The organism is Bradyrhizobium cajani, assembly GCF_009759665.1.
In the GTDB taxonomy this organism is placed as follows: Bacteria; Pseudomonadota; Alphaproteobacteria; order Rhizobiales; family Xanthobacteraceae; genus Bradyrhizobium; species Bradyrhizobium cajani.
Window position 1 is genome coordinate 18947 of sequence record NZ_WQNE01000051.1, and the last position, 21532, is coordinate 40478.

Consider the following 21532-nt stretch of genomic DNA (forward strand, 5'->3'; position numbering starts at 1 on the left):
CAGCGTGGAATCGACGTTACCTGCGAGGTCATTGATCTTACAGGATAGCCATCATATTACGGCTGGAGTTTTTCCCAGCCGGAGCCAATCGTGCCCGTCGGCGAATACATCAGCCCCGATGGGCAGCTCCGGTTGCTCGTCATTTGCCCCGAAGGGGACTGGACGTTGGGTTTCGACGGCTTTCCGTGGCACACGCATGGCAGCATCTTGGCCAGTCTGTCCGGGAAGGATGAAAAGACCGCCATCGACGACTTCGTCGCCGATTTGACCAGCGGCAAGAGCGTCATCGCGATGAAACGCATCAATGGCTCGTTGGCGGATGTCTGGGTCACGGACGATCCTGCTGACGACCTTTCGAGCTGGCAAAAATATGGTCCCGATGATGAAACGATGGAGTTTCGTCTTTGGGACGGAAGCGCAGTGAAGGTTTAGTTCAATGCACGCCAAGCTCCCTCACCCCTTCGACGACGCCACGCGCGTCACCGCCGGCGACTCGAGCTGGCAGGGGCACACCAGCGACGATTACTGGGCCTTTGTCGGCCCGTTCGGCGGCGCCACCGCCGCGACCATCCTGCGCGCATTGATCGACCATCCCGAACGCGCCGGCGATCCGCTGGCGCTCACCGTCAATTACTGCGCGCCGATCGCGAAGGGCCCGTTCGACCTGGACGTGCGGCTGGTGAAGGCCAACCGCTCCAGCCAGCACTGGAGCGTCGAATTGTCGCAAGGCGGCGGCGAGGTCGCGACGCTCGCCACGGCCGTGTTCGCCGAACGCCGGCCGTCCTGGGAGCACAGGGTGGCGCAATATCCCGACGCAAAGCCGTTCGAAGAGACGCTGCCTTTTCCGAAGATCGCGGCGTCCTGGGCCAACCAGTATGAATTCCGCTTCGTCGAGGGCGAGATGCGGATCGGCCCGCCGCAGGGCGAGCTGGCCAGCACCTATTCGAAGATCTGGATCAGCGACCGCACGCCGCGCAAGCTCGACATGCTGTCGCTGATGTCGATGTCGGACGCCTTCTTCGGCCGCATCTTCCACGCCAGGCGCGAGCTGGTGCCGTTCGGCACGGTGTCGCTGACGACCTATTTCCACACCGACAGCGAGGAGCTCGCGGCCGAGGACATCACCCGCGTGCTCGCCACCGCCGATTCGAAGATCATGCACAAAAGCTACGCCGACCAGAACGCCGAGCTGTGGTCGCCGAACGGAAGGCTGCTCGCGACCACGACGCAGATCGCGTATTTCAAGGCGTGACGGCTGCCACACACTCGTCATTGCGAGCGCAGCGAAGCAATCCAGAGTCTTTCGGCGGAGGGATTCTGGATTGCTTCGCTGCGCTCGCAATGACGGCGGAGTGATACTGCGCGAAAAAAGGGCGGCCTCTCGGCCGCCCTTTTTCTACTTCAAGCGATGCGAATTCACTCCGCCGCGAGCTTCACGTCCGGCGCGGCCGCGCGCACTTCGGCGTCGACCTGGGCTTCGAACTTGGCGAAGTTCTTCTGGAACATGCCGACCAGGCTGCGGGCGGTCTTGTCGAACTCGTCCTTGTCCTTCCAGGTGTTGACCGGGTTGAGGATCTCGGCCGGCACGCCGGGCAGCGCGGTCGGGACCGCGAAGCCGAAATATTTGTCGGTGCGGAATTCGACGTTGCGCAAGCTTCCGTCGAGCGCGGCGGTGAGCAGCGCGCGCGTCACCTTGATCGGCATCCGCGAGCCCACGCCGTACTTGCCGCCGGTCCACCCCGTATTGACCAGCCAGCAGTCGACATTGTGCTGGGCGATGAGGTCGCGCAGCATGTTGCCGTAGACGCTGGGATCGAGCGGCAGGAACGGCGAGCCGAAGCAGGTCGAGAACTCCGGTTGCGGCTCGTTGCCGAGACCGCGCTCGGTGCCGGCGACCTTGGCGGTGTAGCCGGAGAGGAAGTGATACATCGCCTGCGCCGGCGACAGCTTGGCGATCGGCGGCAGCACGCCGAAGGCGTCGGCCGCAAGCATCACCACGTTCTTCGGCTGCGGCGCGCGGCCGGTGCGCGAGGCGTTCGGGATGAAGTCGAGCGGGTAGGCCGAACGCGTATTCTCGGTCTTGGAGCCGTCGTCGAAATCGACCACACGGGTGTCATCGTCGAGCACGCAGTTCTCGAGCACCGCGCCGAAGCGCGTCGAGGCGGCATAGATCTCGGGCTCGGCTTCCTTCGACAGCTTGATGCACTTGGCGTAGCAGCCGCCTTCGAAGTTGAACACGCCGTTCGGGCCCCAGCCGTGCTCGTCGTCACCGATCAGCGTGCGGTTCGGATCGGCCGACAGCGTGGTCTTGCCGGTGCCGGACAGGCCGAAGAAGATCGCGGTGTCGCCATTGGCGCCGACATTGGCCGAGCAATGCATCGGCATCACGCCGCGCTCGGGCAGGTAGTAGTTCAGCGTGGTGAAGACCGACTTCTTCATCTCGCCGGCGTAGTAGGAGCCGCCGATCAGCACGATCTTGCGGGCGAAGTCGATCGCAACGACGTTCTCCGACTTGCAGCCATGGCGCTTCGGATCGGCGCGGAAGCTCGGCATGTCGATGATGGTGAGCTCCGGCACGAAGGTCGACAGCTCGATCGACTCGGGGCGGATCAGCAGCGTGCGGATGAACAGCGAATGCCAGGCGAGTTCGGTGAAGACCCGCGTCTTGATGCGGTACGCCGGATCGGCGCCGCCGTAGAGGTCCTGTGCGAACAGGCTCTTGCCTTCGGCGTGCTTGAGGAAATCCTGATAGAGCGTCTCGAACTGCTCCGCGGTGATCGACTGGTTGCCGGCCCACCACATCTTCTTGTCGGTGCTGGCGTCACGCACCGTGAACTTGTCCTTCGGGCTGCGACCGGTGAACTCGCCGGTATCTGCGCACAGTGCACCGTCAGCGGACAGCACCGCCTCGCCCGCGGAGAGCGAATATTGATAGAGTTGCGGCGCACCGAGGTTCCAGTGAACCTGCTTGAGATTCTTTAAGCCGAATTTGTCGGCGCCGAAGGCACCGTTGCGCACGCCCGTCTCTTGCACGAAAACATCCTCCTAGAACCCGCGACACTATCGCGACCAAGCTTTGGCGCCATCGCGGTCACCGTGAATAGCAGGCCGTCCGGCCTCGGCTGCACGACCTAATACTGTTGAACGCTGGCGTTGCCAAGCTGATCCCGCAGGATTTGGTTTATTCAAGGACCGCGCCAAACGTCGCGCATGTCAGCTCTGAACAGGCGCATCAGAATATCACCAATGATCGCGCAACCAAATGCGTGTTTCGGCGTTGTCTGAGGTTTTTGCGACGCACAATCGTCGAGACGGCTTATCGTACGTCGCCTTCGCCGACGAGCGCGAACGGCCCCCACATCGCGGGATAGGCGTTGCGCGGCGACGAGGCGTCGTCGAGATAGGTCAGCATGGCACGGCGCAACGCTTCGGCACGACCGAGCTTTGGTTCGTTTTTGAGCAGAGCGAAAGTCGACGTGGTCAAGCGGGTGGCAGCTTCCGAATCCACTGCCCAATGCGAGACCAGAAGCGCGCGTGCGCCGGCATAGAAGAACGAGCGCGCCAGTCCCGACAGGGCCTCCGCGCCGGGCCTGTCGCCGGCGATGGTGTTGCAGGCCGACAGCACCACCCAATCCGCATTGAGCTTGAGCTGAGCGACCTCGCTCGCGGTCAGCAGACCGTCGTCGAGATCCGACGGCTGATTGGGAATGGTGAGCGCGAGCGAGGGCTCGCCCAATCCCTTGATATCGCCGGCAACGAGGCCATGGGTGGCGAAGTAGATGATGCTGTATTGAGCAAGCGCTGCACGCTTCAGCGTCGTTTCGCTGGCCTCACGGCCGAGATGGATATCGGCGTCGGCGGCGCCGACATCCTTCGCCACGGCGTTGAGCTCATCGGCGGTATCGGGAAGCTGCGGCAGCGCCTGCGCAAGCCGCGCGCGGTCGACACCGGCGCCGCGCCAGAAGTCGGTATAGGCGATCGTCGCAATGCTGCGCGCGGCAACCTTGCCGCTTGCGGCGCGACGATCGGCCGGGCTTTCCAGCGCGGGATTGAACACGGGATCGCCAAAGCCGGTCATCGGCTTGACGCCCTGATCCCGACGCGCAAAGGCGCGCAGCGATTTCAGGCTGACCACCGACGGCAGCACCGAGACGGCCTGACGCCGCAACAGCCAGGCGGCGCTGCGATAGCCATCGAGCGTGTCCGGGATCGCAGCCTGCGGCCTCTCCGTGACAAGGAGATGAAATGGCAATGCGGTCAGCGCCGCCGACGGCACCACAAGCAGGCTGCGCTTGTCCTTTGTCAGCGTCTCGACGGGACCGAGCAGCGCGACATAGAGCTCGTTGGCGAGCGCAAGATCGAACAATCCCGACTTGCCGGAGGCATCGCGCGCCTTGCCGACATCGAGCCCCTTGCGGAATGCGGTCACCTTCTGCGCAAGCGTATCCGCGCCGAGCGGAATCTCCTTCCAGTCGACGGTCTCGCGCGTGATCGCGATGACATAGCTCTGCCTGTCGACGACGGAATAGAGCACCATCGCCTCCTCAGTCGACAACAGCGGCTGGATGTCCTTGACCGAGAGCGGCAGCGGATTGGAGAGCGAGGCATAATCGGGAAACTCGACCGCGAGCGTCTTCCGCAAGCCCGAGCGCTCGTTCGCGATCGTTGCGATCCGCGCGCGGCTGCGCTGCTCGGCTGCGACGTCGCGTTGCGCGGCTTGCTTGGACACCGCCGTGATGATTGCCTTGTCCAGCGCCTCGGACTCGGCCGCCAGATCCTGGTCTTTGCGCACGAGCTCGGCGAGCCGGTCGCTGCCGGCGGCGAGCCGCACCGCAAGCTTGTTCACGGCTGACGCCGCGGAGGACTGCGTGCCGCGCTGGATCGCGGCGAGCGCCTCGTCCAGCGCCTTGTCGTCGGGCAGGAGATGCTGCTGCCGCGCGGAAAACAGGATCGGCAGCACCACGCGCAGCTGCGCGCGACCGCCGCGGAACGTCCGCTGCGCCAGCGGCAGCGCATCGGCGGTGCGCCCGGAGACGTAGAGGAAATAGGCGAGATTGCTGGTCGAGGTCGCGACATCCGGATGATCCGGCCCAAGCGCACGCTCGCGGATCGCAAGAGCGCGGCGATACAGCGGCTCGGCATCGGCAAAGCGTTGCTGGTGCTCGTAGAGCCCGGCGAGATTGTTCAAGGAGCGCGCGACATCGGGATGATCCGGCCCCAGCACCTTTTCGCGAATGGCAAGCGAGCGCTTGATGGGCGCTTCGGCATTCGCATCGCGATTGAGGTCGCGATTGACCTGACCGATGTTGTTCAGGACCGTGGCGACGGCGGGATGCTCGGGTCCGGCGGCCTTCTGATAGATCGCGAGCGCCCGCTGGAACAGCGGCTCGGCGTCGGCAAAATGCTCCTGCTTGACATAGAGCGTGGCCAGATTGTTGAGGGCCTGGCCGACATCGGGGTGTTCGCGCGACAGCGCCTTCTCGCGGACAGCAAGCGCGCGCTTGAACAGCGGCTCGGCCTCGGCGTAGCGGCTCTGCCGCTGGTACAGCGCGGCGAGATTGGTCAGCTCGGCGGCGATCAATGGGGTTTCGAGACCAAGCGACCTTTCCATCAGCGCGATGGCGCGCTTGTAGAGCGGCTCGGCCAGATCGTCGCGGCCCTGGCCCGCATGGACCTGACCGAGATTGTTCAGCGCGGCTGCGAGATCGCGGCCATTGTCGCTCTTCTCGAGGCTCGCGACCATCGCCTGCGCCAAGGGCAGCGCTTCCGAATATTTGCCGGCGCTCATGAGGGCGTTGATCCGCGCGCCTTCCGCGGCAAGACCTTTCTGGGCAAGGCTGGGCGCAGGCAGCGCTGTGATCGCGAGCGCCAGACCCGCGACCAGCATCAAACGACGGCGTGTCATGAACCCTCTCGCTGCCGACCTCGAACCATTACGGTCTTGGGTCGCCGCGACGGGCGGCAGCGTTCAAATGGCTGCGCGCTAGTCTATCTTGCTGCGCGCTTGCCCAGCGAGGCGGACCAGCATCTTGCGCAGCGCCGTGCCATCCGTCACCCGCTCCGGGAAGTCCAGCCGCAGCGCGGTCTGGCCGTCCTGCATGTCGAGGCCCTCGGGGTCGCAGCCGGTGCAGCGCCAGTCGCCCCCGGCCGCGCCGAGCAGCCTCGTCGCATAGAGGTTCATGGCCTCGCGATGATCGGCATTCATGTGCTCGACCGCCCCCTCCTCGGCCGCCAGCAGGTCCTCGGCACCGCCGAGGTCCGTGAGGAATTGCTCCGGCTTGAGGTCGACGATCCGGCCGAAGCCGGCGACCAGATGGGTTCCGGTGGGCCGGATCCGGAAAAAGGAGAAATCCTTAAACGAAACAAAGCCTTCCGCCGAGGGATGGGCATTGAGATACCGCCGCTGGAGCAGATCCTTCTCGGCACCGGCCGGTTCTGCCCGGCCCGACAGCATGATCCGGGCGCCCTCCAGGGGATCGCCGGCCGCACGTTCGTCCAGCATCAGCGAGACCCGGCTGTCGGCGAGGATGTTCCTGGTATGCACGGCTAGGCCCGAGATCAGCAGAATTGGCGAGCCATCGGGGTGGCTGGCCAGATTGACCAGGGAACAATAGGGGTCGCCGCTGCCGGCCATCAGGGTCGCCAGCGCCCCCTGCCGCGACCGCCGCAGCAGCGATTTGGCGAGCTTTCCAGGGTCGAAATCGGGGATCGGTTGCATCGGCTTTCTCTGATCAGGTGGTTGCAAGGGGGGTCTTTTTTCGGGTAAACGGGGGTCAGGTTATGGGTCGAAACGCGGCGAATCTGCCGTGTTTCGTGGAACTTGGTCACACTTCAGCCCAGCTTGCATTGCTCGGTGACAAGGTTCGAACGCCAACTTCGGCACCCATGTATGCGGCGCATCAGTGGATTGCTCGCCGTTTCAAGCCACGACCCAAACGGAAAGCAGAAAGCAGAGGCTCATGCCCACAATCGCTTTGGTCGACGACGACCGCAACATTCTCACATCCGTCTCGATCGCGCTGGAAGCCGAAGGCTACCGCATCATGACCTACACCGACGGCGCTTCCGCGCTTGACGGCTTCCGCACCACCCAACCCGACCTCGCCATCCTCGACATCAAGATGCCGCGCATGGACGGCATGGAGACGCTGCGGCGGCTGCGGCAGAAATCCGACCTGCCGGTGATCTTCCTGACCTCCAAGGACGAGGAGATCGACGAGCTGTTCGGCCTCAAGATGGGCGCGGACGACTTCATCCGCAAACCGTTCTCGCAGCGCCTGTTGGTCGAGCGCGTCAAGGCGGTGCTGCGCCGTTCGGCGCCGAAGGATCCGACCGTCGCGCCGAAGGAGAACGATGCCAAGGCGCTCGACCGCGGCCTTTTGCGCATGGATCCGGAACGCCACACCTGCACCTGGAAGAACGAGCCGGTGACGCTGACCGTCACCGAATTCCTGATCCTCCAGGCGCTGGCGACCCGGCCCGGCGTGGTGAAGAGCCGCAATGCGCTGATGGACGCCGCCTATGACGACCAGGTCTATGTCGACGACCGCACCATCGACAGTCACATCAAGCGGCTGCGCAAGAAGTTCAAGGTGGTCGACAACGAGTTCGAGATGATCGAGACGCTCTACGGCGTCGGCTACCGTTTCAAGGAAGCCTGAGGCTCATGCAGCTTCACGAAGGACGAGAGCATCGCCGGTTCTGATTCCATCGGGACCGGGATGGCTCTAGGATGGGGACCTTCTCAACGAGCCGTCCTAACGCGGGCGTAAGCATTGCTTGACCGAACGCAACCTGACCCAAACCAAAGCGCCGAGGATGTCGCATCCAACGGTGTTCCGGAGCCCATCGCCGAAGACAAGCCGCAGGGCTGGCGGCCGCTGAACTGGCTGAAGCGTGCCGGGCAGTTCTTCTTCGCGCTGTCCTTCTCGAGCCTGACCCGCCGCATCGTCTCGCTCAACCTCGCCGGCCTCGTCGCGCTGGTCGCGAGCATCCTGTATCTGTCGCAGTTCCGCGCCGGCCTGATCGACGCGCGCGCGCAGAGCCTGCTGGTGCAGGCCGAGATCATCGCCGGCGCCATCGCCGCCTCCGCCACGGTGCAGACCAACGCCATTACCATCGACCCCGACCGGCTGCTCGACCTCAAGCCGGGCGAGACCTATGGCGGCTCTGACGAGTATTCGCCGCTGGATTTTCCGATCAACCCGGAGCGGGTCGCGCCGGTGCTGCGCACGCTGATCTCGCCGACCAAGACGCGCGCCCGCATCTACGATCCGAACGGCAGCCTGCTGCTCGACAGCCGCAACCTCGAGAACGTGCTGCGCTACGACCTGCCGCCGCCGTCGGCCGAGAAGCCGGGATTCGTCGAGCGCGGCTTGACCGCGGTGCGCACCTGGCTGAACCGCGGTGACCTGCCGCTCTATCGCGAGCTCGGGCCGGAGAAGGGCAACGGCTATGCCGAGGTGGCCGACGCGCTCCAGGGCCAGAAGCGCTCGATGGTGCGGGTCAATTCGCGCGGCGAGGTGATCGTCTCGGTCGCGGTCCCCGTGCTGCGCTCGCGCGCCATCCACGGCGCGCTGATGCTGTCGACCCAGGGCGACGACATCGACCAGATGGTCACGGCCGAGCGCCTCGCCATCCTGAAGGTGGGCGGCGTCGCCGCCGCCGTCATGATCATGCTGTCGCTGCTGCTGGCCAGCACGATCGCAGGTCCGGTGCGCCGGCTCGCCGACAGCGCCGAGCGCGTCCGTCGCCGCATCAAGACGCGCGTCGAGATTCCCGACTTCACCCGCCGCCGCGACGAGATCGGCCATCTCTCCGGCGCGCTGCGCGACATGACCAGCGCGCTCTACAGCCGCATCGAGGCGATCGAGATGTTCGCCGCCGACGTCGCACACGAACTGAAGAACCCGCTGACCTCGCTGCGCTCCGCGGTCGAGACGCTGCCGCTGGCGCGCAACGAGAACAGTCGCGCCCGCCTGCTCGAGGTGATCGAGCACGACGTCAAGCGGCTCGACCGGCTGATCTCGGACATCTCCGACGCCAGCCGCCTCGATGCCGAATTGCAGCGCCAGGATGCGATCCCGGTCGATCTCCGGCGCCTGCTGGGTACGCTGGTTTCGGTCGCCAACGAGACCAAGCTCGGCCACGACGTCGCTGTCGAGGCGCGTTACGAGGGTCGCGGGCCGACCGACACGTTCGCCGTGACCGGCCACGATTCACGGCTCGGGCAAGTGGTCTCCAACCTGCTCTCCAACGCGCAGTCCTTCTCCGAGCGCGGCAGCAAGGTGCGCCTCACCTGCCGCCGCGCGCGCGGCGAGATCGAGATCGTGGTCGACGATGATGGCCCCGGCATCCGCGACGATGCGCTGGAGCGCATCTTCGAGCGCTTCTACACCGACCGTCCGCATCAGGGCTTTGGCCAGAACTCCGGCCTCGGGCTTTCGATCTCCAAGCAGATCATCGATGCGCATGGCGGGCGCATCTGGGCGGAGAACCGTCCCGGCCCGGCCGATGCCGACGGTGCGCCGACGGTTGCCGGTGCGCGGTTCGTGGTGAGGCTGCCGGCGCTATGAGCGGCGGCGGCCCCAGTGTTCACGCCTCCGCCGTCAAGGTCGGGACTCGGGCAGTGCTGATCCGCGGCCCCTCGGGCTCCGGCAAGTCACGCCTTGCCTTCGATCTGATCATGGCGGGACGCTCGGGCGTGCTCGAAAGGGCCGTTCTGGTCGGGGATGACCGTGTCCATCTGGCGACAGTCGGCGATGAAATTGAGGTCCGCCCTGCCCGCATTCTGGCCGGCCTGATCGAGATCCGGGGGCTCGGAATCCGTCGCTGCGACTTCGTGGAGCATGCGACCGTCGGCCTCGTCGTCGATCTGGACGCGGACGACGCGGAACGCCTGCCATCCGCCGAATCGCTGAAAACAAGCATTTCTGGTGTCGAAATACCGAGAATCCCGGTGACCCGCGGCTATTCACCGCTCCCCTTGGTTGTTGCGGCCTTGACCACTACCAAGAGTTCATCTTCGGTTAACCCCTCAGGCGATTGTTTGAAGGGAAATGGTAACCATATGAACCCCACTATCGCGACCGAATAGACCGGCGCAGCTCCCCTCATCCATCCGTCTAGATTCAGGGAGATACGCAACATCCCCTCTTGCGCGGGGGCTCTGGATGGTCAAAGTGGCGCGTTCGTGCGGTGCACCAAAAGCGCCCGCGAGGAGTTTTCCGATGATTGGTCTAGTACTTGTGACCCACGGGCGCCTTGCCGATGAATTCAAGGCAGCGCTTGAGCATGTCATGGGCCCACAAAAGCAAATCGAAGCGATCACGATCGGTGCCGAGGATGATTCCGATCTCTGTCGAAGCGACATCATCGAGGCGGTTAACCGCGTCGATTCCGGCGACGGCGTTGCGATCCTCACCGACATGTTCGGCGGCACGCCGTCGAACCTCGCAATTTCCTGCATGAGCCGGCCCAAGGTCGAAGTGCTCGCGGGCATCAACCTTCCCATGCTGGTGAAGCTCGCCAAGGTGCGCGAGGAACGCTCGCTGCCCGACGCGATCGCGATGGCCCAGGAAGCGGGCCGCAAATACGTCACCATCGCCAGCCGCGTGCTCGCCGGCAAATGAGCGACGACGCGCCGCAAACCGGGACGGGCGTGCCCGCGGGCGCGATCTCCAAGGAGCTCCTGATCATCAACAAGCGCGGCCTGCACGCCCGCGCCTCTGCGAAATTCGTCCAGGCGGTCGAGCGCTTCAACGCGCAGGTGTGGGTGACGCGCGGCGGCGAGACCGTCGGCGGCACCTCGATCATGGGCCTGATGATGCTCGCCGCGGGACCCGGCACGACGATCACGGTGGCGGCCGCCGGCGATGATGCCGAAGCGGCGCTCGCGGCGATCACGGAGCTCGTTGAAAGCAAGTTCAACGAGGAAGGGGTTTAACCTTCACCGTCATTCCGGGATGGTGCGAAGCACCAGACCCGGAATCTCGAGATTCTCAGGTGCGCAATTGCGCACCGGAGTTCGATGCTGCGCATCGCCCCGGAATGACCTTCGGTCACTTCTCCGGCGGCGCGATGTAGATGTTCCAGCTCATCGCCGGGCCGGCCTTGCCGTGGGTGAAGCGGCGCGTCGTCATCACGATGCGTTCGGCGTTCGGCGCAGTCTCCGACACCCATTTCTCGAATGCCGGCAGGCGGCCGTCGGTCGGATCGAACACGCCGATGAAACCATGCTTCCTGGCATCATCGCGCGAGGTCAGCCCGGAATCCCAGGCCTCCAACGGCAGCAGCGCGGACGGATGATCCGGGCTGTAGAACACCAGCGGCTGGATCTGTTCCATCGTGCCTGCGACGACGGCCCAGCGCGAGCCGAAGCGGGTGTGCCAGGCCTGGGTCAATTCGCGCGCGAGCTCCGAGCGTGCGCCATAGATCGCGGCGTTGCCGGCATTGGCCGCCATCTCGCGCGCGGCGATCCAGGGCGAGGCGGCGAGCGTCGCCACGCTGAGCACGAGCCAGATCGCGGCGATGTTGAACAGGGCCGCGCCCTGCACCCGCAACGCCGGGATCGCGACCAGCGCCAGCGGCACCAGGAAGAACAGCGAGATGCCCCAGTCGGTCTTCATGTAGATGCTGAAGGCCAGCGCCCCGAGCGGCGGGCCGACCGCGACGATGATCTGGATGATCCAGACATTCAGCGCCTGAGAAAGATCGACACCCGGATTGACGCCGCGCGCCCAGGCGCGCGTGACGATGCGCAACGGCGCGCGCAGGAGCAGCGCGAAACAAGGCGGCACCAGCGCAATCGCCAGCGCGGCCAGCGCCACCGGCAGCGCCAGCAGCGCGACATTGTGCAGGGCATAGCCGGCGACGAGCTGGTGCACCTGGCTGGCGTTCTCGAGGCTGTAGGTGTCGCCGGCATAGGTCAGCGGCACGAAATGCGCATCCGCCAGCCAGACGATGTGCGGGATCATCGCCACGACGAGCGTCGCGATCGCGACCCACGGCGCCGGCGACGACAGGAAGCGCAACCGCTCGGGATGGATCAACGCCGCAAGCCCAATGGCGCCGATCATGGTCAGCACCCAGTATTTCGTCATCAGCGCCAGCGCGCCGGCAAGCCCGAGCAGGACGCCGGACTGCCAGCTGCGCTTCTCGAAGGCGTTGAGATAGGCGAGCACGAGCAGCGGCAAGGTGACGAGCTGCAAGAGATCCGGGTTGTACTTGAAACCCTTGAAATTGAAGATCGGGTAGAGCGCGATCATCACCACGACCAGGAACGCGCGCCGCGCGTCGACCACGCGCAGCGCGAGGAGCCAGCAGATCACCATGCCGACGCTCACCGTCGCCATCGCGAGCGCATAGGTTGCCCAGTCCGCCGCCGGGAACACGGTGAACCAGAGGCCGGCGACCCAGCCCGACAGCGGCGGGTGCTTGCCGTAACCGAGCAGGAACTTCTGGCCCCAGCCATAGGCTTCTGCGACGTCCATGTGAACGTCCTGCGCTGCCTTGAGATTGATCAGGATGAAGGTCCAGAGCACCGCATGCAGGATGGCGAGCTGGATCACCAGCCAGAGGCGCGCCTCGGGCCGGATCGCGCAGGCCACCAGCCAGGCCCGGAAGCGGCCAAGGCTCAGGCGGGTCTTCGCCCGCGCTCGGGGAGATGGGATCGAAGTCGTCGACATGGGGCGTTGCCTAGCGCGTTTTGGCCCCGCGTGGAATCAGCTTGGCGTGAACAAAGACCCTGAAAATACAGCAATATGGTTGCCGCACGGGGATGTGAGTGGTATCCCGCGCCCATGACGACCGTCCCCATTTCCAACATCCGCAATTTCTCCATCGTCGCCCATATCGACCATGGCAAATCGACGCTAGCCGACCGCCTGATCCAGATGACCGGCGGCCTCTCCGACCGCGAGATGGCTGGCAAGGAGCAGGTGCTCGATTCCATGGACATCGAGCGCGAACGCGGCATCACCATCAAGGCGCAGACGGTGCGCCTCGCCTACCGTGCCAAGGACGGCAAGGATTACATCTTCAACCTGATGGACACGCCCGGCCATGTCGACTTCGCCTACGAGGTCTCGCGGTCGCTGGCGGCGTGCGAGGGTTCCCTGCTGGTGGTCGACGCCAGCCAGGGCGTCGAAGCGCAGACGCTCGCCAACGTCTACCAGGCGCTCGACAACAATCACGAGATCGTCCCGGTCCTGAACAAGGTCGACCTTCCCGCCGCCGAGCCCGAGAAGATCAAGCAGCAGATCGAGGACGTCATCGGCATCGACGCCTCGGACGCGGTGATGATCTCGGCCAAGACCGGCCTCGGCGTGCCCGACGTGCTGGAGGCCATCGTCACCCGCCTGCCGCCGCCGAAGGGCGACCGCGACGCGACCTTGAAGGCGCTGCTGGTCGACAGCTGGTACGACGTCTATCTCGGCGTCGTCGTGCTCGTGCGCATCGTCGACGGCGTCATGAAGAAGGGCAGCCGCGTCCGCATGATGGGCACGGGTGCGGCCTATGACGTCGAGCGCGTCGGCTTCTTCACGCCGAAGATGCAGCAGGTCGACGAGCTCGGCCCCGGCGAGATCGGCTTCATCACCGCCGCAATCAAGGAAGTCGCCGACACCCGCGTCGGCGACACCATCACCGACGACAGGAAGCCGGTCGCCGACATGCTGCCCGGCTTCAAGCCGGCGATCCCCGTGGTGTTCTGCGGCCTATTCCCGGTCGACGCCGACGACTTCGAGACGCTGCGCGGCGCCATGGGCAAGCTGCGCCTCAACGACGCCAGCTTCTCCTTCGAGATGGAGACCTCGGCCGCGCTCGGCTTCGGCTTCCGCTGCGGCTTCCTCGGTTTGCTCCACCTCGAAATCATCCAGGAGCGGCTGTCGCGCGAGTTCGACCTCAACCTGATCGCGACCGCGCCGAGCGTCATCTACAAGATGAAGCTGACCGACGGCACCGAGATCGAGATCCACAACCCCGTCGACATGCCCGACGTGGTCAAGATCGCCGAGATCGACGAGCCATGGATCGAGGCGACGATCCTCACGCCGGACGAATATCTCGGCAGCGTCTTGAAGCTGTGCCAGGACCGCCGCGGCTCGCAGAAGGAGCTCACTTACGTCGGCTCGCGTGCGATGGTGAAATACGATCTGCCGCTGAACGAGGTCGTGTTCGACTTCTACGATCGGCTGAAGTCGGTCTCCAAGGGCTACGCCTCGTTCGACTATCATCTCACCGACTACAAGCCGGCCGATCTCGTCAAGATGCAGATCCTGGTCAACGCCGAGCCGGTCGATGCGCTCTCCATGCTGGTCCACCGCACCCGCGCCGAGGGGCGCGGCCGCGCCATGGTCGAGAAGATGAAGGAGCTGATCCCGCCGCACATGTTCCAGATCCCGATCCAGGCGGCGATCGGCGGCAAGGTGATCGCCCGCGAAACGGTGCGCGCGCTGCGCAAGGACGTCACCGCAAAGTGCTACGGCGGCGACATCACGCGTAAGCGAAAACTTCTGGAGAAGCAGAAGGAAGGCAAGAAGAAGATGCGGCAGTTCGGCAAGGTCGACATCCCGCAGGAGGCTTTCATTGCCGCGCTGAAGGTGGATAGCTGAGGCAGAGGGGCCTTAGGCTTACAGCTACATCAGCTACCGTCATGCCCGGGCTCGTCCCGGGCATCCACGTTTTTGGAGCGGTGAAAGCGTGGATGGCCGGGTCAAGCCCGGCCATGACGACGAAGGCGAAGGCCAAATTTCATAGCGAGATCAGGTCCAGTCCGGGACTTTCGCGGCCGAACATCAAAAAACGCGAAAACAACCCCATGCACAGTAGCCGGGGCTTTGCTTGCATTGAGATTTTCGTTTTTTACGAATCGCGTTTGACGCGTCGGGCAAAACAGTGGCATGATGGCATCGTCGCGGGATGTGATCGGCTAAGTCCTTCGTCATTCCGGGGCGCGCGGAGCGCGAGCTACGATGCGCAATTGCGCATCTGAGAATCCATCATGCAGCAAGCAAGGCAGCGAAATGGATTCCGGGCTCACGCCAAGTGGCGCGCCCCGGAATGACGATGCTGCTAGCACCTTGATCATCGCCACGAAATCGTTCGCGGCCATACCGCTCACTGAAACGCGCATAGCCGCCAGCCTTGCCCTCTCCCGGCAGATAGGCCACCATCCGCAGCGCGCACCATCAACAAGACCAAAAGCGCTGAGGAAACGCATGAGCAAGCCATCGAGCTTCGACTATGGCTGGGTCGTTGTCGCCGCGGGGGCGCTGATGACCTGTGTCGGCTTCGGCACCATGCTGTCGCTCGCGGTGTTCCTGCAGCCGATCTCGGAAGCGATGGGGTGGTCGCGCGCCGGCGTGTCGGCGGCGGCGACGCTGGATTTCCTCTGCATGGGCGTTGCCGCGTTCTTCTGGGGCACGCTGTCGGACCGGTTCGGCACCCGCATCGTGGTCCTTGCCGGAAGTCTGCTGCTGGGGCTCGGTCTCGTCACGGCGAGCCAGGCCGCGCAGCTGTGGCAGTTCCAGCTCTTGTTCGGCGGGCTGATCGGCATTGCCGCCGGCAGCTTCTACGCACCGATGATGGCGCTGGCGAGCGCCTGGATCGAGAAGAACCGCAGCCTTGCGGTGGCGCTGGTCTCCGCCGGCATGGGCGTGTCGCCGGTGACGATCGCGCCGACCGCAAGCTGGCTGATCACGGCCTATGACTGGCGCACCGCGATGCTGGTGATCGGCATCGCCGCCTGGGCGCTGCTGATCCCTGCCTGCTTCCTGGTGCGTCCGGCCCCTCGCACGGCGGGCGGCGCAACGGCGGACGCTGCGCCGGACGTCGAGCTGACCGCGGCGCAGGCGCTGCGCACGCCGCAATTCATCGCGCTCGCCGCGGCGCATTTCGCCTGCTGCGCCGCGCATTCCGGCCCGATCTTCCACATGGTGTCCTATGCGATGGTGTGCGGCATCGCACCGCTCACGGCGGTGACGGTGTACAGCGTCGCCGGCGTCTCAGGCCTCGGCGGGCGCCTGCTGCTGGGCGCGCTCGCCGATCGCATCGGCGCAAAGCCCGTGCTGGTCGGCGGCCTCCTCGTGCAGGCGCTGTGCATCGCGACCTATCTCGCGGTGGCGCAGCTCGGCGAATTCTACGCGCTCTCGGTGGTGTTCGGCCTCGCCTATGGCGGGGTGATGCCGCTCTATGCGGTGCTGGTTCGCGAATTCTTCGGAGCGCGCATCATGGGCACCGTGTTCGGCGCGGTCTCGGCCTTTGCCAGCCTCGGCATGGCGCTCGGGCCATGGGCCGGCGGACTCGTGTTCGACAATTTCCAGCGCTACACATGGCTGCACGTCGGCTCCTTTGCGATCGGCCTTGCCGCCGTCGCGGTGGCGCTGAGCTTCCCGACCAGGCGCAGGCAATCGCTCGACCTCGGCCGCGCAGCGGCCTGACGGGGTGGCGCGTGAACGCGATTGTCGAGAGGGTTCGAGCGCAGCTTCGGTCCGGACGCTGGATGACCCGAGCCGGTCCACGCCATCATGCGTAGCTCACAGGACCCGTCCCACAGCTATCGCGTCAGCTGCAGCAGGTCCCAGCGGTTTCCATAGAGATCATCGAAGACGGCGACGATTCCATACGGCTCGACGCGCGGCTCCTCCCGAAACAGCACGCCCTTTGAGCGGTAGGCTTCGTAGTCGCGCCAGAAATCGTCGGTGTGCAGGAAGAGGAACACACGCCCGCCGGTTTGATCCCCAACGTGCTGCGTTTGATTCAGCGTCGCCGTTTTCGCCAGGAGGATGCGGGTCTCCACGGAGCCCGGTGGCGCGATCAGCACCCACCTTTTCCCGTTGCCCAGGTTCGTATCCTCGACCAACCCAAAGCCCAGCCGTTCGACGAAATAGGCAATGGCTTCATCGTAGTCGCGGACAAGAAGGGACACATATCCGATATGCTGTCGCATGGTGAGACCAGTCTATGCGGCTGATCCTGGTCTGCAACGGTCGCGGCGCAGGAAATTTCCAACTTTGACGCTGCATGCCATCGCCCAGCAGATCCAGGCGCGCGACACGCATTGCGAGGACGTCGGCAAGGGGATTTTGTCAACGCCCGAGCCGTAATCCGCTTGTCCGCTCCAGCCCGGCGCGCGCCGGGCAGCGGCTGCACCAGCGGCGGGCCGATTGCGGACCTGTTGGGCTGGATTTCCGGGATTGCTCAACGCATTTTGATCATGCTGTTCAGCAGCCTAAGGTAGCGTGTCACAACAGCATCCGGTCGCGTGCATCTATGGGATTCGCGACAAACAAAAGGGAGGTGACATGCGCAGGATTCCAGCCGTGATCGGTACGATCCTCTTCACGTTGGTCATGGCAAGTGCCGCCTACGCAGAAAAGGTCTTTTATCTTCATGACCCCGGCGGCAACACCGCCGCGCACATCTACACGTACACGCACGTCAACGCAGAGTATGATCGCGTGGTGATCGACGGTCGGTGCAAGTCGTCTTGTACGACGGTCCTCGGGGTCGTTCCTCTCAACAAGATCTGCATCACCCCGAGCGGCTACTTCATGTTTCACGCCGCGCATCACCGTGACCGCAGCATCAACCCCGGCGAGACTCAGTTGATGATGTCGGCCTATGCGCCCGTGGTGCGCGACTGGGTGATGAGGCACCACGCGCTTGAACAGGTGGACCCTTACACGTACCTGTACGCCAGGAATGTGACGTTCATCCGCCACTGTCGCCAGTAGCCGGGGCTTCAGCCCGGAACGGACGCCTCAAAAGCTAGGCGACCAGCGCGGCGTCCTCGTCCGCGGCATCGATGCCGCGCTGCGCGGCCAGCAGGCTGATGATCTCGGCATTCGGCCGCGCCTTGCTGAACAGAAAGCCCTGGCCTTCGTCGCAGCCTTCGGCCCTGAGGCAGCTGAGCTCGGCTTCGGTCTCGACGCCTTCGGCGGTGATGGTGACCCCTAAGCCCTTGCCGAGGCTGACGATGGAGCGGATGATCGCCTGGGCCTCGCGATTGGCGCCGAGATCGCGCACGAAGGACTGGTCGATCTTGATCTTGTCGAAGGGGAAGCTGCGCAAATAGCTGAGGCTGGAATAGCCGGTGCCGAAATCGTCCATCGAGATGCGTACCCCTAACGCGCGCAGCGCATGCAGCGTTGCCAGCACCTGGGCGCTCTTCTCCAGCAGCAGCGTCTCGGTGATCTCGAGCTCGAGCCGCCGCGGCGGCAGCCCGGAATGCCTCAAGGCATCGGTCACGACCGAGAGCAAATTGCCGCTGCGAAACTGGAGCGGCGAGAGGTTGACGGCGACGCGGACGTCATCCGGCCAGGCCGCGGCATCGAGGCACGCGCGGCGCAGCATCAAGCCGCCGAGCGGATTGATCAGCCCGGTCTCCTCGGCGACCGGAATGAACTCGGCCGGCGAGACCATGCCACGCTCGGCATGCGGCCAGCGCACCAGCGCCTCGAAGCCGGTGATGCGGCCGCTCGAAAGATCGATCAACGGCTGGTAGTAGGGGCGCAGCACGTCGTTCTGGATCGCATCGCGCAGCTCGACCTCGATCTTGCGGCGGCTCTGCGCTTTCGCGTCGAGCGCGGCCTCGAAGAAGGCGAAGGTGCCGCGCGAATCGGCCTTGGCGCGCGACAGCGCCATGTCCGCGCTCTTGAGCAGCTTTTCGGAATCATCGCCATCGCCCGGCGCCATCGCGATGCCGACGGAGGCGCCGATCACCACGGAATGGCCGTCGAGCAGATAGGGATCGGCGATGGCTTCGAGCAGGCGTTTTGCCAGCATCACCGCGTCCTCGGGACGCGTCAGGCCGCTCTGCACGATCGCGAACTCGTCGGAGTTCAGTCGTGCCAGCGCGTCTTCCTCGCGCAAGGTGGAACGCAGCCGCTTGGCGACGCCGCGCAGCAGCTTGTCGCCGACCGCATGGCCCAGCGTGTCGTTGACCGACTTGAAATTGTCCAGGCCCAGCATCAGCAGCGCGACCTTGTCGGCGCTGCGCCGCCTGTGCAGCAGCATCTCGTCGACCTGCTGGCGCAGCAGATTGCGGTTGGGCAGGCCGGTCAGCCCGTCGTGCTGGGCCATGAAGGCAAGCCGCGCCTCGGCGCGCTTGCGCTCGGTGATGTCCATCAGCGCGAGCAGCACCGCGGGCCGCTCGGCATAGGTCAATTCGCGGGAATAGATCGCAAGGTCGATCAGCGCGCCGTCGGCCTTGACGTGCTTCCAGGTGCGCCCGGCCTGCTCCTCGCCGCCCGGATCGGCGGTCCAGGGCGGCTCGCTGTCGAAAGCCTGCAAGGACCGGATCTTCAGCTTCTCGAACTCGGCGCGGTTGTAGCCATAATGCGCGACTGCGGCGTCGTTGACGCCGAGGATGCGCTCGTCATCGAGCGCACAGACGATCATGGGCACGGGATTGCCGTCGAACAGCAGGCGGAACGAGGCTTCGCGCTGCTTCAACTCGGTGATGTCGACGCGCAGGCCGACGACGCCGCCATCGTCGGTCAGCCGCTCGTCGATCAGGATGACGCGGCCGTCGGCCAGCTTCTGCTCGTGGCGCGCACCGGGCCGATAGAGTTTTTGCAGCCGTTCGGCAATCCACTCGTCTTCGTGGCCGATGGCTTCGGGATAGTCACCGCGGGCGACGCCGACACGCAGCGTGTCTTCGAGCCGCGCGCCTTCCGCGAACAGATCGGCGGTCTTGCTGTAGATCTCGGCGTATTTCCTGTTCCAGAGCACGTAGCGGCCATCGGCATCGAGAAACACGATGCCCTGCGGCAGGATGTCGATGGCCTGGCGCAGGCGCTCATGGGATTTGCGCGCCTCCACGATCGCGGCCTCGGCTTCGGCGCGGCTGCGCAGGACTTCGTCGCGTTCGGAAAGAGGACGAGGCGCGCGCGCGAAGCGCGGCTTGCGCGGCTGTCGGCCGGCCTGGGCAGGCACGCGTCCCTTTCGCTTTTTCGTCTTTCGAAACCCCAAACTCAACGTCACTCGTCCTAGCCGCGTCCAGCGGCCGCAAGTTTTGAGGCAAGTGTCTGAAAAAAAAGTAATCTTGGGCGGTCACGCCGGCCGAGGCGGCACCTTGCGGCCGCCGGCAGCGGGGCCGTGATGCCTGTTTACGAGGCGCCAGCTGGCCGAGATGCGCGTCAAACCTGATGCTTGGTCGCAATCGGCGAGAGAGGTGTTGCAAAAACGCGCGCTCGTCATGAATCAATTCCGAAACGCGTGTCCGATTGCGTGCAGGCGAGGGCGAATCGCGTTCCGCGCACGAATTTTGGTCAATGCAGGACAGGGTTATCGCGCCGTTAAAAATCCGCGGATGGTCGGCGCAAGAACAACGTCTACGTCATTCCGGGAATCCATCGGGCCGCAGCGTACGCGGGCTAATGGATTCCGGGCTCGCGACTTCGTCGCGCCCCGGAATGACATTCCACAAGTGGATCTCATTGGAAGTACGGATCGTCGTACGTTCGGGCCCGCATGATGTCGCCTCGGGGACTGTGGCTGTAAAGACGCCGTGAGGCTGCGCCGCCGTGAAAGCCTAATCCTTAACCCTGACGCCGCGTTGGGTTATAAGGATGATCGCATGAGTCCCCGCCGCATCGCCCCTCTCCTGCTTGTCACGACACTCCTGACCGCCGGCGCCGCGCTGGCCCAGGACAAGGGCAGCGTCACCCCGAAGCCGCTGCCGCCGCTTGCCAATCCGAACGATCCCGCGCTCGCCGCCAAGGAGCTGTTCGCGCGCAAGCTGCTGCCCTCGAAAGGATCGGCGCATGTCGTCGGCTCCTACACCAAGGGCTGCATCGGTGGCGCAGCGCAGATGCCGCTGAACGGCGACAATTGGCAGGTGATGCGGCTGTCGCGCAACCGCAACTACGGCCATCCCGACATGATCGCACTGATCAAGCGGCTTGCGGCCAGGGCGCACAAGGACGCGGGCTGGCCCGGCATCCTGGTCGGCGACATCGCCCAGCCGCGCGGCGGGCCGGCGCTGTCGGGGCATGCCAGCCACCAGATCGGCCTCGACGCCGACATCTGGCTGACGCCGATGCCGAACCATCGGCTCTCGCGCGAGGAGCGCGAGGAGATGAGCGCGGTGATGATGGTGCGCGCCGACCGGCTCGACATCGACCCGAAGGTGTTCACGCCGTCCCACGTGCTGGTGTTGCGCGACGCGGCGCAGGAGCCTGCCGTGCAGCGCATCTTCGTCAATGCCGCGATCAAGAAGGCGCTATGCCGCGAAGCCAAGGGCGACCGCGCCTGGCTGTCGAAGATCCGCCCCTGGTGGGGCCACGACTATCACTTCCACATCCGCATGCGCTGCCCGGCGGGCGCGGGCGAATGCGAGGGCCAGCCATCGCAGGCCGAGGACGAGGGCTGCAAGGCGTCCGATCTCGCCTACTGGTTCTCCGACGCGGTGCTACACCCGAAGCCACCGCCGGAGCCGCCGAAGCCCAAGCCGCCGATGACGCTGGCGCAGATGCCGTCGGCCTGCAAGGCGGTGCTGCATGCAGGCGATGCGAAGCCGTAGCGGATG

General features: G+C 65.0%; 18 protein-coding genes. 11 read left to right on the forward strand and 7 right to left on the reverse strand.

Annotated elements, in window-relative coordinates; translation table 11 throughout:
• The first annotated feature begins 90 nt into the window (after positions 1-90).
• Entirely contained in the window at positions 91-432 is a 342-nt protein-coding gene (locus GPL20_RS35630) for a hypothetical protein (protein WP_254126096.1), read from the forward strand.
• 4 nt (positions 433-436) lie between these two features.
• Positions 437-1252, forward strand: coding sequence for an acyl-CoA thioesterase (locus tag GPL20_RS35635; protein ID WP_157336906.1), 816 nt, complete (start codon positions 437-439; stop codon positions 1250-1252).
• Between the two features lie 164 nt (positions 1253-1416).
• Here GPL20_RS35635 and GPL20_RS35640 read toward each other — a convergent pair whose 3' ends face one another.
• The 3 genes from GPL20_RS35640 to GPL20_RS35650 form a co-directional block, all read right to left on the reverse strand.
• Positions 1417-3033 (reverse strand): phosphoenolpyruvate carboxykinase, encoded by a 1617-nt coding sequence (locus tag GPL20_RS35640; protein WP_254126094.1) that lies wholly within the window; start codon positions 3031-3033, stop codon positions 1417-1419.
• A 283-nt stretch (positions 3034-3316) separates the two neighbouring features.
• The gene (locus GPL20_RS35645) at positions 3317-5905 is read right to left on the reverse strand and encodes a CHAT domain-containing tetratricopeptide repeat protein (protein WP_157336908.1); all 2589 of its coding nucleotides are present in this window, start codon (positions 5903-5905) and stop codon (positions 3317-3319) included.
• Between the two features lie 78 nt (positions 5906-5983).
• On the reverse strand, positions 5984-6718 hold the full coding sequence (locus GPL20_RS35650; protein WP_157336910.1) for a HugZ family pyridoxamine 5'-phosphate oxidase: 735 nt from the start codon (positions 6716-6718) through the stop codon (positions 5984-5986).
• A 241-nt stretch (positions 6719-6959) separates the two neighbouring features.
• Here GPL20_RS35650 and GPL20_RS35655 point away from each other — a divergent pair, with 241 nt between their 5' ends.
• From GPL20_RS35655 to GPL20_RS35675, 5 genes are all read left to right on the forward strand, one after another.
• Positions 6960-7661: a response regulator transcription factor gene (locus GPL20_RS35655; RefSeq protein ID WP_008542552.1), complete on the forward strand. Its 702-nt coding sequence runs from the start codon at positions 6960-6962 to the stop codon at positions 7659-7661.
• Between the two features lie 114 nt (positions 7662-7775).
• Entirely contained in the window at positions 7776-9575 is a 1800-nt protein-coding gene (locus tag GPL20_RS35660) for a sensor histidine kinase (RefSeq protein WP_157336911.1), read from the forward strand.
• Positions 9572-10096, forward strand: a complete 525-nt coding sequence (locus GPL20_RS35665) for an HPr kinase/phosphorylase (protein WP_157336913.1) — start codon at positions 9572-9574, stop codon at positions 10094-10096. The genes GPL20_RS35660 and GPL20_RS35665 overlap by 4 nt, the downstream gene beginning before the upstream one ends.
• 133 nt (positions 10097-10229) lie before the next feature.
• The gene (locus GPL20_RS35670) at positions 10230-10631 is read left to right on the forward strand and encodes a PTS sugar transporter subunit IIA (protein WP_024339151.1); all 402 of its coding nucleotides are present in this window, start codon (positions 10230-10232) and stop codon (positions 10629-10631) included.
• Positions 10628-10945: an HPr family phosphocarrier protein gene (locus GPL20_RS35675; RefSeq protein ID WP_157336915.1), complete on the forward strand. Its 318-nt coding sequence runs from the start codon at positions 10628-10630 to the stop codon at positions 10943-10945. Before GPL20_RS35670 ends, GPL20_RS35675 begins: the two co-directional genes overlap by 4 nt.
• 115 nt (positions 10946-11060) lie before the next feature.
• Here the strand turns inward: GPL20_RS35675 and GPL20_RS35680 are convergent, their stop codons facing one another.
• Positions 11061-12686 (reverse strand): glycosyltransferase family 39 protein, encoded by a 1626-nt coding sequence (locus GPL20_RS35680; RefSeq protein ID WP_157336917.1) that lies wholly within the window; start codon positions 12684-12686, stop codon positions 11061-11063.
• Positions 12687-12800: 114 nt separating this feature from the next.
• Between GPL20_RS35680 and lepA the strand changes: the two genes are divergently transcribed.
• Positions 12801-14612 (forward strand): translation elongation factor 4, encoded by a 1812-nt coding sequence (gene lepA, locus GPL20_RS35685; RefSeq protein WP_157336919.1) that lies wholly within the window; start codon positions 12801-12803, stop codon positions 14610-14612.
• Positions 14613-14999: 387 nt separating this feature from the next.
• Here lepA and GPL20_RS35690 read toward each other — a convergent pair whose 3' ends face one another.
• Positions 15000-15173, reverse strand: coding sequence for a hypothetical protein (locus GPL20_RS35690; RefSeq protein WP_157336921.1), 174 nt, complete (start codon positions 15171-15173; stop codon positions 15000-15002).
• Between the two features lie 45 nt (positions 15174-15218).
• On the opposite strand from GPL20_RS35690, the gene GPL20_RS35695 reads away from it, so the two are divergent.
• Positions 15219-16439, forward strand: a complete 1221-nt coding sequence (locus tag GPL20_RS35695) for an MFS transporter (RefSeq protein ID WP_157336923.1) — start codon at positions 15219-15221, stop codon at positions 16437-16439.
• 116 nt (positions 16440-16555) lie between these two features.
• Here the strand turns inward: GPL20_RS35695 and GPL20_RS35700 are convergent, their stop codons facing one another.
• Positions 16556-16948 (reverse strand): VOC family protein, encoded by a 393-nt coding sequence (locus tag GPL20_RS35700; RefSeq protein WP_157336925.1) that lies wholly within the window; start codon positions 16946-16948, stop codon positions 16556-16558.
• Positions 16949-17321: 373 nt separating this feature from the next.
• Here GPL20_RS35700 and GPL20_RS35705 point away from each other — a divergent pair, with 373 nt between their 5' ends.
• Positions 17322-17735, forward strand: coding sequence for a hypothetical protein (locus tag GPL20_RS35705; RefSeq protein WP_347340053.1), 414 nt, complete (start codon positions 17322-17324; stop codon positions 17733-17735).
• Positions 17736-17769: 34 nt separating this feature from the next.
• Here GPL20_RS35705 and GPL20_RS35710 read toward each other — a convergent pair whose 3' ends face one another.
• Entirely contained in the window at positions 17770-19938 is a 2169-nt protein-coding gene (locus tag GPL20_RS35710; RefSeq protein WP_254126092.1) for a putative bifunctional diguanylate cyclase/phosphodiesterase, read from the reverse strand.
• Between the two features lie 643 nt (positions 19939-20581).
• Between GPL20_RS35710 and mepA the strand changes: the two genes are divergently transcribed.
• Positions 20582-21526 (forward strand): penicillin-insensitive murein endopeptidase, encoded by a 945-nt coding sequence (gene mepA, locus GPL20_RS35715; protein ID WP_157336929.1) that lies wholly within the window; start codon positions 20582-20584, stop codon positions 21524-21526.
• Positions 21527-21532 lie beyond the last annotated feature (6 nt).

Bases quoted from the DNA above. Each gene is read 5' to 3' on its own strand.
- GPL20_RS35635 (WP_157336906.1), top strand. From the start codon at position 437: ATGCACGCCAAGCTCCCTCACCCCTTCGACGACGCCACGCGCGTCACC.
- GPL20_RS35670 (WP_024339151.1), top strand. From the start codon at position 10,230: ATGATTGGTCTAGTACTTGTGACCCACGGGCGCCTTGCCGATGAATTC.
- GPL20_RS35680 (WP_157336917.1), bottom strand. From the start codon at position 12,686: ATGTCGACGACTTCGATCCCATCTCCCCGAGCGCGGGCGAAGACCCGC.
- GPL20_RS35665 (WP_157336913.1), top strand. From the start codon at position 9,572: ATGAGCGGCGGCGGCCCCAGTGTTCACGCCTCCGCCGTCAAGGTCGGG.
- GPL20_RS35675 (WP_157336915.1), top strand. From the start codon at position 10,628: ATGAGCGACGACGCGCCGCAAACCGGGACGGGCGTGCCCGCGGGCGCG.
- mepA (WP_157336929.1), top strand. From the start codon at position 20,582: ATGAGTCCCCGCCGCATCGCCCCTCTCCTGCTTGTCACGACACTCCTG.
- GPL20_RS35645 (WP_157336908.1), bottom strand. From the start codon at position 5,905: ATGACACGCCGTCGTTTGATGCTGGTCGCGGGTCTGGCGCTCGCGATC.
- lepA (WP_157336919.1), top strand. From the start codon at position 12,801: ATGACGACCGTCCCCATTTCCAACATCCGCAATTTCTCCATCGTCGCC.
- GPL20_RS35650 (WP_157336910.1), bottom strand. From the start codon at position 6,718: ATGCAACCGATCCCCGATTTCGACCCTGGAAAGCTCGCCAAATCGCTG.
- GPL20_RS35655 (WP_008542552.1), top strand. From the start codon at position 6,960: ATGCCCACAATCGCTTTGGTCGACGACGACCGCAACATTCTCACATCC.
- GPL20_RS35690 (WP_157336921.1), bottom strand. From the start codon at position 15,173: ATGGTGGCCTATCTGCCGGGAGAGGGCAAGGCTGGCGGCTATGCGCGT.
- GPL20_RS35700 (WP_157336925.1), bottom strand. From the start codon at position 16,948: ATGCGACAGCATATCGGATATGTGTCCCTTCTTGTCCGCGACTACGAT.
- GPL20_RS35695 (WP_157336923.1), top strand. From the start codon at position 15,219: ATGAGCAAGCCATCGAGCTTCGACTATGGCTGGGTCGTTGTCGCCGCG.